The organism is Streptomyces sp. CB09001, assembly GCF_003369795.1.
Classification (GTDB): domain Bacteria; phylum Actinomycetota; class Actinomycetes; order Streptomycetales; family Streptomycetaceae; genus Streptomyces.
Genome location: NZ_CP026730.1, coordinates 3,597,306 through 3,612,788 on the forward strand (window position 1 = coordinate 3,597,306; position 15,483 = coordinate 3,612,788).

The 15,483-nt window shown below is 68.5% G+C and carries 11 protein-coding genes; 3 read left to right on the forward strand and 8 right to left on the reverse strand.

Going from position 1 to position 15,483, the window contains the following annotated elements:
- Window positions 1–33: 33 nt before the first annotated feature.
- Window positions 34–2,397, reverse strand: coding sequence for a DUF6049 family protein (locus C4J65_RS16550; RefSeq protein WP_115743103.1), 2,364 nt, complete (start codon window positions 2,395–2,397; stop codon window positions 34–36).
- Window positions 2,398–2,621: 224 nt separating this feature from the next.
- On the opposite strand from C4J65_RS16550, the gene C4J65_RS16555 reads away from it, so the two are divergent.
- Window positions 2,622–4,073 carry a CCA tRNA nucleotidyltransferase gene (locus C4J65_RS16555; protein ID WP_115743104.1) on the forward strand — a complete coding sequence of 484 codons (1,452 nt, stop codon included), beginning with the start codon at window positions 2,622–2,624 and terminating at the stop codon, window positions 4,071–4,073.
- 97 nt (window positions 4,074–4,170) lie between these two features.
- On the opposite strand, the gene C4J65_RS16560 is transcribed toward C4J65_RS16555, so the two are convergent.
- The 4 genes from C4J65_RS16560 to C4J65_RS16575 form a co-directional block, all read right to left on the reverse strand.
- On the reverse strand, window positions 4,171–4,698 hold the full coding sequence (locus tag C4J65_RS16560) for a hypothetical protein (RefSeq protein WP_240330442.1): 528 nt from the start codon (window positions 4,696–4,698) through the stop codon (window positions 4,171–4,173).
- Between the two features lie 107 nt (window positions 4,699–4,805).
- Window positions 4,806–6,083, reverse strand: a complete 1,278-nt coding sequence (locus C4J65_RS16565; RefSeq protein ID WP_115743105.1) for an MFS transporter — start codon at window positions 6,081–6,083, stop codon at window positions 4,806–4,808.
- 79 nt (window positions 6,084–6,162) lie between these two features.
- On the reverse strand, window positions 6,163–7,245 hold the full coding sequence (locus tag C4J65_RS16570; RefSeq protein WP_115743106.1) for an inositol-3-phosphate synthase: 1,083 nt from the start codon (window positions 7,243–7,245) through the stop codon (window positions 6,163–6,165).
- Between the two features lie 44 nt (window positions 7,246–7,289).
- Window positions 7,290–7,967: a PadR family transcriptional regulator gene (locus C4J65_RS16575; protein ID WP_115743107.1), complete on the reverse strand. Its 678-nt coding sequence runs from the start codon at window positions 7,965–7,967 to the stop codon at window positions 7,290–7,292.
- A gap of 664 nt (window positions 7,968–8,631) precedes the next feature.
- Between C4J65_RS16575 and C4J65_RS16580 the strand changes: the two genes are divergently transcribed.
- On the forward strand, window positions 8,632–11,016 hold the full coding sequence (locus C4J65_RS16580) for a transglycosylase domain-containing protein (RefSeq protein ID WP_115743108.1): 2,385 nt from the start codon (window positions 8,632–8,634) through the stop codon (window positions 11,014–11,016).
- Window positions 11,017–11,142: 126 nt separating this feature from the next.
- Window positions 11,143–12,651 carry a glycosyltransferase 87 family protein gene (locus C4J65_RS16585; RefSeq protein WP_115746487.1) on the forward strand — a complete coding sequence of 503 codons (1,509 nt, stop codon included), beginning with the start codon at window positions 11,143–11,145 and terminating at the stop codon, window positions 12,649–12,651.
- Between the two features lie 75 nt (window positions 12,652–12,726).
- On the opposite strand, the gene C4J65_RS16590 is transcribed toward C4J65_RS16585, so the two are convergent.
- The 3 genes from C4J65_RS16590 to C4J65_RS16600 form a co-directional block, all read right to left on the reverse strand.
- The gene (locus C4J65_RS16590) at window positions 12,727–13,758 is read right to left on the reverse strand and encodes an alanine racemase (protein WP_003975028.1); all 1,032 of its coding nucleotides are present in this window, start codon (window positions 13,756–13,758) and stop codon (window positions 12,727–12,729) included.
- Between the two features lie 61 nt (window positions 13,759–13,819).
- Entirely contained in the window at window positions 13,820–14,941 is a 1,122-nt protein-coding gene (femX, locus tag C4J65_RS16595; RefSeq protein WP_003975027.1) for a peptidoglycan bridge formation glycyltransferase FemX, read from the reverse strand.
- A gap of 137 nt (window positions 14,942–15,078) precedes the next feature.
- A complete protein-coding gene (locus tag C4J65_RS16600; protein ID WP_115743109.1) occupies window positions 15,079–15,384 on the reverse strand; it encodes a hypothetical protein in 306 nt (101 codons plus the stop codon).
- Between the last annotated feature and the right edge of the window lie 99 nt (window positions 15,385–15,483).

Genomic DNA, 15,483 nt, shown 5'->3' on the forward strand with positions numbered 1-15,483 from the left:
CTCATCGTCCCGGGCCGACCGGCCACGACATCCTCAACGGTCCACTCTCTCACCCGTGCCGGACGGGTCGTCGCTTTCCGCTGCGGTGTCCGGTGTCGGGTCACTCGGCTGCTCCGGATCGTCGTCGGCGTTCTCCGAAGCCTCCGACTCTCCGGAATCACCCTCCTCGACCTCCTCGCCGGCCTCGTCCGACTGCGCCTTCTCGGCGGCGCGGGCCGCGGCGCGCTTGCGCTGCGTGTACATCCGGAAGCCGGCGAGGACGAGCAGCAGGACGCCGCCTCCGATGACGAGCATCACCGTGGCCGTGATCTCGGTGACCTTCACGTCGAAGGTGACCGGCTTGCCGTACGGCCGTCCGTCCGCCGTGTACAGCTGGGCGATCACCGTCGCCCGGCCGTTGGCGTTGGCCGACGTGGTGAACTTCACCGACTGGCTGTGGCCGCCGGAGACCGAGATCGGCTGCTCCTCGTAGCGGGCGCCGTCGATCTCGAGGCGGGTCGGGTTCGTCGAGGTGAGCCGCAGGACCAGGGGGCCGACGTCCTGCACCAGGTTGTTCTGCACCGTTACCGGGATGGTGGCGCTGCGGCCGGAGAGCTTCGTCTCCGACTTGTCGATCAGTCTGACCCGGCCGGACAGACCGTCGAGGTACCTCTTCACTCCGGCGCGGAACGACTGCGCCTCGGCGGGCCGACCGCGCCACGACACGGACAGCTCCCGGTTCAGGGCGCGTCCGAAGGGGGTCACCACCCGGGACGGGTCCGAGAGCACGACCTTGAAGCTGTCCAGCGCGTCCTGCGTCTGCGCGTTCTCCACGAACGCCGACCGGGGCAGCTCCTTCTTGCGCAGTGCCGACGGGTAGGAGGAGGTGCCCGGAACCTTGGTGGCGGCGTCCGGATCCGGTTTGGCCGCGGCGGCCGCCGCCAGCTTCTGGGACTGGGACCACGTGCCGCTCTGGAGAGCCCGCAGGCCTTCGGCCATCGCCCGCGCCTGACTTCCGGAGGGCGTGCGCTGCGGGGCGATGACCACGCTGCGCTGCTTGTCGGTCTGGAGGCCCAGACCCAGGCTCTGGGCGAGGAAGCGCTGCACGGCGAGCGTGGACGCGGACGCCGTCGTCAGGTCGCCCTCGAACGCCGTGGACATCCGGGCGTCCGCCACCACGGCCGTGGTGCCCCCGCCGATGGGGCGGGCGGCGGACGGTGTGTACGGCAGGGCGTCGGTCTCCTGGAGGCTGTCGCTGCGCGCGATCACCTTGTCGGCGCCCGCGGAGGTGGCGACCTTGACGATGGACCGGTCGACGGCGCCTTCCACGGGCCAGGCGAACTCGGTGCTCGGCTTCACATGGAGGATCGGCTCGACGGTGTTGGCGACGACGTCCGTCGCGTCCTTGAGCTGACTCAGCGAGCCGGTGACGTCCGTGCCGTTGTGGGCGAGGGACGCCAGGTCGGGGTCGGCGAAGGGGAGGGCGACGACCTCCTCGTCGGCCACCGCGTCCTGCAGGTCGGCGAGCCACTGCTTGGCGACCGTCTGGTGGGTGCCGGCGGTGGTCTGGTCCCCGTCCCGGACGCGGTAGCTGCCCGTCATCGCGTCGACGGAGGCCAGCAGGTCCGGATCGACCACCCAGGTGACGTCGAGGTCCTTGCCCAGCGTCACCATCTGGTTCAGGCGGCCGCCGGGAGAGATCTCCTTCGCCAGGTCGTCGTTGAGGAAGACCGGGGTCTGCTCCTCGTTCGGTCCCGTTTCGGCGGCCATGTGCGTCGTCGAGACGAGTGGCCACAGCGCCGTGGTCCTGGTCTTGGTGTCGGCCTCGTCGGGCTGCCAGGGCAGGAAGGTCCGCTGGATGCCGAGGATCTGCTCCCACGGCTGTGCGGAGGTCTCCCCGGACAGCGAGACCGCGAATTCGTAGACGCCGTCGCTGCCGAGGTTCAGCTCGTCGACCGGCACCGAGATGTTGAAGTGCTCTGCCACGCCGGGAGTGAGCTTGGAGAACTTCTCGGTGTACTCGTTGTCGATCTCCGGGGAGATGGAGCCCTGGAGATCGTCGCTGTCCTTGGCGATCGCGTCGACGGACGAGCGGGTGTCGAGCGGTGGGCCCACACGCAGGCCCACATGGGCGTCGGTGACGGTCCGCTTGCCGTGGTTGGTCACGGTGCCCGCCACGGTCACCGTGTCCCCGTCCGTGGGCGCGGAGGGGGTGAGGGAGTCGACGGCCACGGCCACCGAGCCCGAGTCGGAGTCGGCCAGGGCGGCGGCCGCCTCGTCGGCGTGCGCCGAGCCGGCGGCGGGCAGCTGGACCAGACCGGCCAGCAGCGGCGCCCCGGCGAGCAGCGCCGTGGTGCGCCGGAGCCACCGGCGGGCAGGTGAGGCACTGGTCCCCTGGAAGTCTGCCGCCTCGGCCACGCGCTCGCCCGTCCCTCGTCGTGATCAGTGGTCGTCGGAATGTGCGTCCACGCATGGTAACGAGGTGCGCGGAGGGGAAGTGCCGCGGACTACGTCACAAGATCCGCTGCCAGGCCGGGCTTCCCTCTATGTGCGCCTATAAAGGGAGCGGTACGAAAGCGGGGGATTCGGTGCGCGCTTTATGGGGCGCCCGTCTCCGCCGAGGCCACGTACCCTGTTTTGTTGTGCCGAACGCCAACGAAGTCAGCCCCAGTGTCCTGAGCCAGGAGCAGCACCGCGCGACGGGTGAGCCGCTGCGGATCGCCCCTGTCGCCGACGATCTCGCCCGCCGATTTCAGGAGGCCGGGTTCTCACTCGCCCTGGTCGGCGGCTCGGTCCGGGACGCCTTGCTCGGGCGGCTCGGCAACGATCTGGACTTCACCACCGACGCCCGTCCTCAGGACGTACTGAAGATCATGCGTCCCTGGGCGGACGCGGTCTGGGAGGTCGGGATCGCCTTCGGCACGGTCGGGGGGCAGAAGGACGGCTGGCAGATCGAAGTGACCACCTACCGCTCAGAGGCGTACGACCGCACCTCGCGCAAGCCCGAGGTGTCCTACGGCGACTCCATCGAGGAGGACCTCGTCCGGCGGGACTTCACGGTGAACGCGATGGCCGTCGCGCTTCCGGAGAAGGTGTTCATCGACCCGCACGGGGGACTTGACGACCTCGCGGCCCGGGTGCTGCGCACTCCGGGTACTCCCGAGGACTCCTTCTCGGACGACCCGCTGAGGATGATGCGGGCCGCGCGCTTCGCCGCGCAGCTCGACTTCGAGGTGGCGCCGGAGGTGGTCAAGGCCATGCACGACATGGCCGGACGCATCGACATCGTCTCCGCCGAGCGGGTCCGGGACGAGCTGAACAAGCTCATCCTCTCCCCTCACCCGCGCAAGGGACTGAGTCTGCTGGTGGAGACGGGCCTCGCCGAGCGGGTCCTGCCCGAGCTGCCGGCCCTGCGGTTGGAGCGTGACGAGCACCACCGGCACAAGGACGTCTACGACCACACTCTCATCGTCCTGGAGCAGGCGATGGCGCTGGAGAGCGAGGGACCCGACCTGCCCCTTCGTCTGGCCGCCCTGCTGCATGACATCGGCAAGCCGCGCACCCGTCGCTTCGAGGAGGACGGCAGAGTCTCGTTCCACCACCACGAAGTGGTCGGGGCGAAGATGACGAAGAAGCGCATGCTGGCGCTCAAGTACTCCAACGAGCTGGTGAAGGACGTCTCGCGCCTGGTCGAGCTGCATCTGCGTTTCCACGGCTACGGCACGGGCGAGTGGACGGACTCCGCGGTCCGCCGCTACGTCCGGGACGCCGGGCCGCTGCTCGACCGACTCCACAAGCTGACGCGGTCGGACTGCACGACGCGCAACAAGCGCAAGGCGTCAGCCCTCTCCCGTGCGTACGACGGTCTGGAGGAACGGATCGCGCAGCTTCAGGAGCAGGAGGAGCTCGACGCGATCCGCCCGGACCTGGACGGCAACCAGATCATGGAGATCCTCGGCATCGGGCCCGGGCCGGCCGTCGGGCAGGCGTACAAGCACCTGCTGGAGCTTCGCCTGGAGAACGGGCCGATGGCGTACCCCGCGGCGGTGGCGGCACTGAAGGAGTGGTGGGCTCAGCACCCGGACAACGCATGAGAACGGGCGGCACGTTTCACGTGAAACGTGCCGCCCGCTGAGCCATGTTTCACGTGAAACATGGCTGTGAAGCAGAAGAGGAGAGAACTCTCTTCCCTCAGGCCTCGCCGAGGCAGAGCAGGAACTCTTCACCGTCGCCGGTCTCGGCGTAGAAGCCGGTGGCTCCGTCGACCTTCCGGCACTCCGTCTCGGCGGTGAGCGACGTGAAGTGCCCCTTCACCTTCGACAGCACCTTGCCCTCGGCCTCCGAGGAGGAGCAGTCCACGACCTCCATGCGGTCCGAGGACGACGACGCGGACTTCAGGCAGTCACCCACGCCGGCCTGGTCGGCGTCGTCCCGGCTGGCGATGTAACCGCCGACCGCGACACCCACGATGACCACCGCGATGACGATGTTCTTGATCGTCTTGAAGCTCGGCTTGCGGCGGGCCGGCTGCGGCGGCACCGGAGCGTACGGTGCGCCCTGCTGCGGAAAACCGGGCTGACCAGGCTGTCCGGGCTGTCCGGCCTGCTGCGGGAAGCCGGGCTGCCCCTGGGCGTAGGGGTTCTGACCCTGAGGCTGCTGCGGAGCCTGCGGCTGGTTCTGCGCGAACGGGTTGCCCTGGGGCGGCGGCTGGGTGGTCACTGGGGGTCCCCCTGAAATAGGTGCGTGTCGCGGACATGCCCGCGAGATAAGACGCACGTAAGCTACCGGGTCCCACTGACAACTCTGTAGTCCGGTGGGGCTCTGTGTCACTGATGTGACACTTGCCGACTCTCAAACCGGGCCATAGCTGCCGCAACCACTCCGTAGATGGCGGCGACCGTCACGACCAGCGGCACCGACCGGCCGTCCGGCGGCAGCATGAGCGCGGCAACCCCGGCCGCGCCGACGAAGGCCACGTTGAACAGCACGTCGTAGACGGAGAAGATCCGGCCCCGGAAGGTGTCGTCGACCGAGGACTGCACGACCGTGTCGGTCGCGATCTTCGCCCCTTGTGTCGTCAGGCCCAGCACGAACGCGGCGGCGAGCAGGGGCGCCGTTGCGAACGGCAGGCCCAGCGCCGGCACCAGCACGGTGGCGACTGCCGCGCACACTGCCATCCAACGGCCGGGCCCCAGCCGTCCCGCCGCCCAGGGGGTGACCACCGCCGCCGCGAAGAAGCCCGCCCCCGAGACCCCCAGCGCCAGCCCCAGCAGGGCGAGCCCCTCGTCCGTGTCCGAGGTCAGGGAGTACCGGCACAGCATCAGCAGCATGACCAGCAGGGCGCCGTAGCAGAACCGCATCAGCGTCATGCCCGCGAGGGCCCAGGCCGCTTCGCGGCGGGCGGGGGCGGCGAGGTGGCGTACGCCCGCGGCCAGGTCGCGGGCGGTGCCGTTGAGCGCCGAGGTCAGCCTGGGCGGCACGAGTGCCGGATCGGGGCCCAGCAGTTCCACGGCGATCCGCAGCGACGCCAGGGCTCCGCACAGATAGAGGCCGGCACCGAGCAGCACCACGGCGGCGTCGGAGTCCGAGACCACGAGGCGTACGACGAAGGCGAGGCCACCGCCCGCCGTGGCGGCCAGGGTGCCGGCCGTCGGGGAGAGCGCGTTGGCGATCACCAGTCGCTCGGCGTCGACCACCCGGGGCAGTGCGGCGGACAGGCCCGCGAGTACGAAACGGTTGACGGCCGTGACGCAGAGGGCGGAGACGTAGAAGAGCCAGTCGGGGACGGAGGCGATCATCAGAACGGCCGTCACCGAGGCCAGCGCGGCGCGCAGCAGGTTGCCGTACAGGAAGACCTGGCGGCGGCGCCAGCGATCCAGCAGGACACCGGCGAACGGGCCCACCAGGGAGTAGGGGAGCAGCAGGACCGCCATCGCGGAGGCGATCGCGGCGGGCGAGGTCTGCTTCTCCGGGGAGAACACGACGTAGGTGGCGAGCGCGACCTGGTAGACGCCGTCAGCGCCCTGGGAGAGCAGGCGAACGGCGAGCAGGCGCCGAAACCCCTTCAGGCGCAGCAGGACGCGCAGGTCACGGACGACGGCCATGGGGCACAGCCTCACATATGGGAAGGGTCCCCGGGTCATGCGACCCGGGGACCCTCGGCAGACCGGGGTCAGCGGCTGATCAGCGCTCGACCTCGCCCGCGATGAACTTCTCGACGTTGGCGCGGGCCTCGTCGTCGAAGTACTGGACCGGCGGGGACTTCATGAAGTAGCTCGACGCCGACAGGATCGGGCCGCCGATGCCGCGGTCCTTGGCGATCTTCGCGGCGCGCAGGGCGTCGATGATGACACCGGCCGAGTTCGGGGAGTCCCAGACCTCGAGCTTGTACTCCAGGTTCAGCGGGACGTCACCGAAGGCGCGGCCCTCGAGGCGGACGTAGGCCCACTTGCGGTCGTCCAGCCAGGCGACGTAGTCGGACGGGCCGATGTGGACGTTGTCCGCACCCAGGTCGCGGTCGGGGATCTGGGAGGTGACGGCCTGCGTCTTGGAGATCTTCTTGGACTCCAGGCGCTCGCGCTCGAGCATGTTCTTGAAGTCCATGTTGCCGCCGACGTTCAGCTGCATCGTGCGGTCCAGGACGACGCCCCGGTCCTCGAACAGCTTCGCCATGACGCGGTGCGTGATGGTGGCGCCGACCTGAGACTTGATGTCGTCGCCGACGATCGGGACGCCCGCCTCGGTGAACTTGTCCGCCCACTCCTTGGTGCCGGCGATGAAGACCGGGAGAGCGTTGACGAAGGCGACCTTGGCGTCGATGGCGCACTGGGCGTAGTACTTCGCCGCGTGCTCGGAACCGACGGGCAGGTAGCAGACCAGAACGTCGACCTGCTTGTCCTTGAGGACCTGGACGATGTCGACCGGCGCCTCGGCGGACTCCTCGATGGTCTCGCGGTAGTACTTGCCGAGACCGTCGTGCGTGTGGCCGCGCTGGACCTGGACGCCGCTGTTCGGCACGTCGCAGATCTTGATGGTGTTGTTCTCGGAGGCGCCGATGGCGTCCGCGAGATCCAGGCCGACCTTCTTGGCATCCACGTCGAATGCGGCGACGAACTCGATGTCACTGACGTGGTAGTCGCCGAACTGGACGTGCATCAGGCCGGGGACCTTGGCCGCCGGGTCGGCGTCCTTGTAGTACTCGACGCCCTGCACCAGCGATGCGGCGCAGTTGCCCACACCGACGATGGCTACGCGAACCGAACCCATTCCGGTTGCTCCCTGTGTGTACGAGTGAGGCCCTGACTGGGCGCTCACGTGGCGGTGTCGCCGGGCGTATCCGGCCGGGGGTCGTCCCCCGGCCGGGGCAGGCCGCCCGTCGCTCCAGATGTCGTGTCCTGTTGAGCGGTCCCCTCGGTGGCGGAACCTCTGAGGTCCCGCCCCGCCCGCTCGCTCTCGATGAGCTCGTTCAGCCAGCGCACCTCGCGCTCCACGGACTCCATTCCGTGGCGCTGCAGCTCAAGCGTGTAGTCGTCGAGTCGCTCCCGGGTGCGGGCCAGCGAGGCCCCCATCTTCTCCAGGCGCTCCTCCAGCCGGCTGCGCCGGCCCTCGAGCACGCGCATGCGTACGTCTCGCGACGTCTGCCCGAAGAACGCGAAGCGGGCGGCGAAGGTCTCGTCGTCGTACGCGTCCGGGCCCGTCTGGGAGAGGAGCTGCTCGAAATGTTCCTTACCGTCGGCCGTCAACCGGTAGACGATCTTGGCGCGGCGTCCCGTGAGGGAAGCGGCGGCCTCGCCGACGTTCCCCGGTTCCTCGATCAACCAGCCGTTGGCGACCAGCGTCTTGAGGCAGGGATAGAGCGTTCCGTAGCTGAACGCCCGGAACACACCCAGTGACGTGTTGAGCCGTTTACGCAGCTCATAGCCGTGCATCGGGGACTCGCGGAGCAGGCCGAGTACGGCGAACTCGAGGATGCCGGATCTCCGGCTCATCGTCGCCTCCTCTCGCCCTTATGCCGTGCTGATGTATCGAGTCGATACATCAGCACGATAGAACGAGCTTCTGCGTGCGACAAGGGGGGAACTGGTGAACGGGATCACATCAGGGTTTCATCGCGAGCAAGTTGCCTGATTTGAGGTGAACTTCGGGCCGCGGGGGTTTTGACGGTGCGTAGTGTGTGCGCCATGCAAACCACCGGGAACCGAGTGACGTCTGGGGGCGTCCCTGTCCCCGGTGCAGTACGGGTGAATGCGGAAGGGGCCGCATCCGTACTTCGGGGGGACCGGAAACCAGCCGCCTTTACCAGGCGCGCAAAGGTGCGCCTGCCCGAGGAGTAGTCGTTCGATGAGCGAGCACCGTCGCAAACCGCCGCAGCCGCAGGGAGGCGGACGTGCCGCGGCCCGACGCGGTCAGTCCGGCTCGTCCTCCGGCCGCCGTGCGGCACCGCGAGGCGCCACAGGGTCTCCGTCCGGCTCGTACGGTCCGGAGAACGAGGAGCGTGAGTACGGGAGCCGCGCCGAAGCCCGGCGCGCGGCACAGCGGAACGGGGGCGGCCGTCGCAGAGCGGCCGAGCCGGGCCGCGGCGGCCGGCGAGGGACACCCGGCGGCCCGGCAGGCCCCGGGCGAGGTCGTGCCGCGGCGCCCGGCAAGAAGCGAATGATCGACTACCCGCGCCACGACAGGGACGGGTGGCAGCGCTGGGTGCCCTCCTGGAGGCTCGTCTCCGGGCTGTGCATCGCGTTCTTCGGCTGCCTGATCGGTGCCGCCGGCCTCGCGTACGCCATGGTGAGCGTCCCCGTCATCGACGAGAGTGCCACCGCCCAGAACAACGTCTACTACTGGGCCGACAACACCCAGATGGTGGCCACGGGCGGTGACCGCAACCGCCAGAGCGTCAATCTCTCGCAGATTCCCAAGGAGATGCGCTACGCCGTCATCTCGCAGGAGAACAAGACGTTCTACTCCGACAGCGGCATCGACCCCAAGGGCATCGCCCGCGCCGTGTTCAACATGGCCAAGGGCGGGGACACCCAGGGTGGCTCCACCATCACCCAGCAGTACGTCAAGAACGCGATGCTGAACGACCAGTCGCAGACGATCTCCCGCAAGGTCAAGGAGATCTTCGTCTCGATCAAGGTCGGCGCCGAGGAGCCGAAGGACAAGATCCTCGAGGGCTACCTGAACTCCGCCTACTACGGCCGCGGTGCCTACGGCATCCAGGCGGCCGCACGGGCGTACTTCAACGTCGACGCCGTCGACCTCAACCCGGGACAGTGCGCCTTCCTGTCAGCGGTGCTCAAGGGCGCCACCTACTACGACCCGGCGGGCTCGATCGCGATCGACCCGGCGGCCACACCGGACGCCAACAAGAAGCGGGCCCAGTCCCAGATGCAGGACACCCTCGACAAGATGGTGGAGTACGGGCATCTGAGTCAGGCGGAGCGGGCCAAGTACACCGAACTCCCCACCACGCAGAACCCGCAGTCGAACGCGAAGCTGGGCGGCCAGATCGGCTACCTCGTCAGGCTCGCCAAGGCCTCCGTGGTCAGGAGCGGTGCGGTGACGGAGCAGCAGCTGGAGAAGGGCGGCTACTCGGTCTACACGACCTTCGACAAGAAGAAGGTCAACGAGATGGAGAAGGCGGTCCAGAAGGTCTACAAGGAGGAGATCGACCCCAAGAAGCGGCCCGAGAAGGACACGCACGTCCAGTTCGGCGGGGCGTCCATCGATACCAGGACCGGGGCCATCAAGGCCATCTACGGTGGTCAGGACGCCACGAAGCACTTCACCAACAACGCCGACGTGACCGGTGCCCAGGTCGGTTCGACGTTCAAGCCGTTCGTGCTCGCGGCGGCGATGAAGTGGGGTGTGCGCGACCCGGACCTCGGTCCGGTCCAGGCCCAGGACGAGCGCACCGTCGTCTCCCCCAAGAGCCTCTACAGCGGCAAGAACGACCTGAAGATCAATAAATATGACGGGTCGATCTGGGAGAACGAGAAGGGCGAGCAGTGGCGTCAGGAGAACGACGGTCAGGACGACGTCGGTAGCCCGCCGGACTACAAGATCGACCTTCGTGAGGCGATGCGGGAGTCGGTGAACTCCGCCTTCGTGCAGCTCGGCATGGACGTCGGTCTGGACAAGGTGAAGGAGTCCGCCGAAGACGCGGGACTCCTGGAGGACAGCCTGGCCGGCGCCGGCTACCCGTCCTTCTCCATCGGTGTGTCGGACCCCAGCGCCATCCGCATGGCGGGCGCGTACGCCACCTTCGCCGACAGCGGCAAGCAGCGCGAGCCTTACTCCGTCACGAAGGTGACGAACAAGGACGGCACGCTCTACACGCACAAGGTGGAGGAGAAGCAGGCGTTCACGGCGAAGGTCGCGGACAACGTGACGGACGTCCTGAAGACCGTCGTCGAGAAGGGAACGGGTACGAACGCCAGGCTTCCCGGTCGTGAGGTGGCGGGCAAGACCGGTACCACCGACGGCAACAAGTCCGCCTGGTTCGTCGGCTACACCCCGCAGCTGTCGACCGCGATCAGCATGTACCGCTATCCGGACGACGAGACCATCAAGGACCGCACGTTCCTGGAGATGTACGGAACGGGTGGCGAGAAGAAGATCCACGGTGCCTCCTTCCCGTCCACGATCTGGCAGGACTACATGTCGGACGCGGTCAAGGGCATGAAGGTGGAGAAGTTCCCGAAGCCGGAGTCCATCGGCGAGGTCATCAACGACACGCCGTCGCCGACTCCGACTCCCTCCCCGTCTCCGTCCGCTTCCGAGACCGAGGAAGTCAGTCCGTCGCCGAGCCCGTCGCCCAGCGACACGGGGACCAGCCCCTCGCCTTCCGCGACTGAGACGTGCAGCGTCTGGGACTGGAACTGCGACGACGGGAGTAGCGCCGGCAACGGAAACGCGGGCACCGGCCCAGGCGGCTCCGAGGGCAGCGAATCGCCTTCACCATCAACCAGCGAGACGGAGGGCGACGGCGACAACAACGGAAACAGCCGTGGAAACTCCATCTTGGGGCCAAACGGCTAGCTGGTCCCGGAAGTCGCTGAGAATGGGTGTTTCACGTGAAACACCCGCAAGTTTCACGTGAAACAGGGGCCGCCGCACCCACGAGGGTGCGGCGGCCCCGCCGTGTTCCCAGGCGCGTACGGCAGGATGTGCCCCATGCCCAGTGCAGAATCGACGCCAGCGAGCGTGCACGAGCCGGACCCGGTGCCGCCGACCACGCAGGACACGGTCGCCGCAGCCGGCAGCGAGCTGATCGGCGGCCCGCTGGGACGACGTGCCCTGCTCGGCACGTCCTGGTGGACCCCCGTACGGGTGATCGCGCTCGTGGCGATCGGCATGTTCGCCCTAGGACTGGTGCAGAAAGCACCCTGCTACAACGGGGCCTGGTTCTTCGGAGCCAGTTCCCAATACACGCACGCGTGCTACTCGGACATCCCGCACCTCTATCAGGGACGTGGATTCGTCGACGGGCTCGTGCCGTACTTCGACAAGCTCCCCGGCGACATGGAGTACCTGGAGTACCCCGTGCTGACCGGCCTGTTCATGGAGGTCGCGTCCTGGCTCACGCCGGGCGGCGGCTCCATCCAGCACCAGGAACAGTGGTACTGGATGGTCAACGCCGGGATGCTCATGGTCTGTGCGGCCGTGATCGCCGTCTGTGTGACCCGCACGCACACCCGGCGCCCCTGGGACGGTCTGCTGGTTGCCCTGGCCCCCGCTTTCGCGCTGACCGCCACCGTCAACTGGGACCTGCTGGCCGTCGCCCTCACAGCCGCCGCCGTCCTCATGTGGTCCCGGGAGCGTCCGCTGGCCTTCGGCGTGCTGCTGGGCCTGGCCACGGCCGCCAAGCTCTACCCCTTCCTCATCCTCGGGCCCCTGCTCGTCCTGTGCTGGCGTGCGGGGAAATGGCGGGCGTTCGGAACGGCGCTGGGGGGTGCGGCCGTCGCCTGGCTCGTGGTGAACCTGCCGGTGATGCTCTACGCCTTCGACGGCTGGTCGAAGTTCTACACGTTCAGCCAGGAACGGGGCGTGGACTTCGGGTCCTTCTGGCTGATCCTCGTCCAGAACTCCGACAACCCGCCCAGCACCGAGACCGTCAACACCCTCGCCACGCTTCTGATGCTGCTGTGCTGCGGCGCCGTCGCGGCGCTCACGCTGACCGCCCCCCGGCGCCCGCGGTTCGCCCAGCTCGCCTTCCTGATCGTCGCGGCGTTCATCCTCACCAACAAGGTCTACTCACCGCAGTACGTGCTCTGGCTGGTGCCGCTGGCCGCGCTGGCCCGGCCGAAGTGGCGGGACTTCCTGATCTGGCAGGCGTGCGAGGTCGCCTACTTCCTCGGCATCTGGATGTACCTCGCGTACACGACCAGCGGCGACGCCCACAAGGGATTGCCGACGGACGGCTACCACTGGGCCATCGGCCTGCACCTGTTGGGAACGCTGTTCCTCTGTGCCATGGTCGTGCGCGACATCCTGATGCCGGACCGGGACCCTGTCCGGCGGACGGGTGACGACGACCCGTCGGGCGGCGTGCTGGACGGCGCGGAGGACGTCTTCGTTTTGGGCCCCGCGGCTCGGACCGAGCGGCCCACGGCTCACTTCGAGGGGCCCCAGGTGCACTGGGGCAAGGGCCGACAGCCGAACGGTTCGCTCTGAGCGAGCGTGTGAAGGGCCGTACACGAGGATCACGAAGACGTCGTGTACGGCCCTCTCGCCGGCGGAGCCGGCTCGCTAGCGATCGAGGATGCGGTCGAACTGCGTGGTGGTGTGCCGAAGATGGGCCACCAGCTCGTCACCCACCTGGGGCTCCGACGCGTCCGAGGGAACGAAAAGGATCGACACCTGCATGTGCGGCGGCTCCGCGAACCAACGCTGCTTGCCGCTCCAGACGAACGGCGAGAGGTTCCGGTTGACCGTGGCAAGGCCGGCCCGGGCGACACCCTTGGCGCGCGGCATGACGCCGTGCAACGCCTTCGGGGCCTCCAGCCCCACCCCGTGCGACGTGCCGCCCGCCACGACCACCAGGAAGCCGTCCGAGGCGGCCTTCTGCTGCCGGTAGCCGAAACGCTCGCCCTTGGCGACGCGCGTGACGTCCAGGACCGCCCCGCGGTACTCGGTGGCCTCGTGGTCCCCCAGCCACAGCCGGGTGCCGATCCGGGCGCGGAAGCGGGTCTGCGGGAACTGCTGCTGGAGCCGGGCCAGTTCGTCGGCCTTGAGATGGCTGACGAACATGGTGTGCAGTGGCAGCCGGGCCGCGCGCAGCCGGTCCATCCAGCCGATGACCTCCTCGACGGCGTCCGAGCCGTCGGTACGGTCCAGCGGCAGGTGGATGGCGAAGCCCTCCAGCCGGACGTTCTCTATGGCGGCGTGCAGCTGTGGCAGGTCCTGCTCGCTGATGCCGTGCCGCTTCATCGAGGACATCACCTCGATGACCACGCGCGCGCCCACCAGGCCGTACACGCCGTCGATGGACGACACCGAGCGCACGACCCGGTCGGGCAGCGGAACGGGCTCCTCACCGCGGCGGTACGGCGTGAGGACCAGCAGGTCGCCGCCGAAGAAGTCCTTGATCCGGGCGGCCTCGTAGGTGGTGCCGACAGCCAGCACGTCCGAGCCCAGCCGCGTGGCCTCCTCCGCCAGCCGCTCGTGACCGAATCCGTAGCCGTTGCCCTTGCAGACCGGGACCAGTCCGGGGAACTGCTCCTGTACGTGCTTGTGGTGCGCCCGCCAGCGCGCGGTGTCGACGTAGAGCGTGAGCGCCATGGCCGGACCTGGAACCTTTCTCGTGGCTGTCAGAGGTGCGGATCGGGGATGGGCGGTGCGGTCAGCGGCGCGACATGTAGATGTCGAGCGCCTTGTGGAGCAGCTTGTTCAGCGGGAAGTCCCACTCGCCGAGGTACTCGGCCGCCTGACCGCCCGTACCCACCTTGAACTGGATCAGGCCGAAGAGGTGGTCGCTCTCGTCCAGCGAGTCGGAGATGCCGCGCAGGTCGTAGACGGTGGCGCCGAGCGCGTAGGAGTCGCGGAGCATGGCCCACTGCATGGCGTTCGACGGCCGGACCTCGCGACCGATGTTGTCGGAGGCGCCGTAGGAGTACCAGACGTGTCCGCCGACGACCAGCATGGTCGCCGCCGACAGGTTGACCCCGTTGTGCCGGGCGAAGTACAGCCGCATGCGGTTGGGGTCCTCGTTGTTGAGGGCCGCCCACATGCGCTGGAAGTACGACAGCGGCCGCGGCCGGAAGTGGTCGCGCACGGCCGTGATCTCGTACAGGCGCTGCCACTCCTCGAGGTCGTGGTAACCGCCCTGGACGACCTCGACACCGGCCTTCTCGGCCTTCTTGATGTTGCGGCGCCACAGCTGGTTGAAGTTCTTGTGGACCTCTTCCAGGGAGCGGTTGGCCAACGGCACCTGGAAGACGTAACGGGGCTGCACGTCACCGAAGCCGGCGCCGCCGTCCTCGCCCTGCTGCCAGCCCATGCGGCGCAGCTTGTCGGCCACCTCGAAGGCGCGCGGCTCGATGTGGTCGGCCTCTATGTCCCGCAGTCGCTTGACGTCCGGGTCCTGGATGCCCTTCTTGATGGACGTCGCGTCCCAGCGCCGGATGATCACCGGCGGGCCCATCTTCACGGAGAAGGCGCCCTGCTGCTTGAGGTGCGCCAGCATCGGCTCCATCCAGTCCTGGAGGTTCGGCGCGAACCAGTTGATGACCGGGCCCTCGGGGAGGTAGGCGAGGTAGCGCTTGATCTTGGGCAGCTGCCGGTACAGGACGAGACCCACACCGACGAGCTCACCGGTCCGGTCGTCGAACCAGCCGAGGTTCTCCGAGCGCCATTCCGCCTTGACGTCCGCCCATGCCGGGACCTGCATGTGACTCGCCGCCGGCAGGCTCTGGATGTAGGCCAGATGCTGCTCGCGGCTGATGGTCCTCAGGGTCAGGCTCATTCGGGGCGCTCCTCGGGCTGGTGTGTCCCCATGGGTACAGGGGCTCCGGCTCTCGCGCGAAGCCTACTGCGCCCTGTGAGCGCCCCGTCCGGCGTACGGCTGGAAGGGCTTGTGCGGCGGGCAGCCGCCGACGGGGCTCAGCCGACGAGCCCGCCGTGGTAGATGCCGAAGAACAGACCGAGTGCGGAGGCGCCGAGTCCGAGTACCAGGCCGAAGCGCTCCCGTGTCGTCTCGGACACGTACTGACCGTACCCGCCGGTCAGGACGCCGAGCAGCCCCGCCCAGGAGGTCAGGACGTGCAGTCCGCGGAAGCTCGCGGTGGCCAGGGCGAGCACCCCGAGCACCACGGTCACGGCCAGCAGTGCGTCCTGGAGGGGGTGTCGTTTGCCGTCGGTGGCCAGCAGGCCGGTCCGGGGCCTGGCGGGTCGCATGATCTGTGCCATGGAGAACCTCCTGCCGAAGGCAGTGTGTTTTAGCCCTCACATCCCTGACTACCGATTGTGTCCCCTCGGGGCCGGATTTCAACCGCAAGGCAGGGGCCG

Excerpts from the sequence above, each read along its gene's own strand:
- C4J65_RS16565 (WP_115743105.1), bottom strand. The coding sequence starts at position 6,083 with ATGGCCGTCGTCCGTGACCTGCGCGTCCTGCTGCGCCTGAAGGGGTTT.
- C4J65_RS16570 (WP_115743106.1), bottom strand. The coding sequence starts at position 7,245 with ATGGGTTCGGTTCGCGTAGCCATCGTCGGTGTGGGCAACTGCGCCGCA.
- C4J65_RS16575 (WP_115743107.1), bottom strand. The coding sequence starts at position 7,967 with ATGAGCCGGAGATCCGGCATCCTCGAGTTCGCCGTACTCGGCCTGCTC.
- C4J65_RS16580 (WP_115743108.1), top strand. The coding sequence starts at position 8,632 with ATGATCGACTACCCGCGCCACGACAGGGACGGGTGGCAGCGCTGGGTG.
- C4J65_RS16585 (WP_115746487.1), top strand. The coding sequence starts at position 11,143 with ATGTGCCCCATGCCCAGTGCAGAATCGACGCCAGCGAGCGTGCACGAG.
- C4J65_RS16590 (WP_003975028.1), bottom strand. The coding sequence starts at position 13,758 with ATGGCGCTCACGCTCTACGTCGACACCGCGCGCTGGCGGGCGCACCAC.
- femX (WP_003975027.1), bottom strand. The coding sequence starts at position 14,941 with ATGAGCCTGACCCTGAGGACCATCAGCCGCGAGCAGCATCTGGCCTAC.
- C4J65_RS16600 (WP_115743109.1), bottom strand. The coding sequence starts at position 15,384 with ATGGCACAGATCATGCGACCCGCCAGGCCCCGGACCGGCCTGCTGGCC.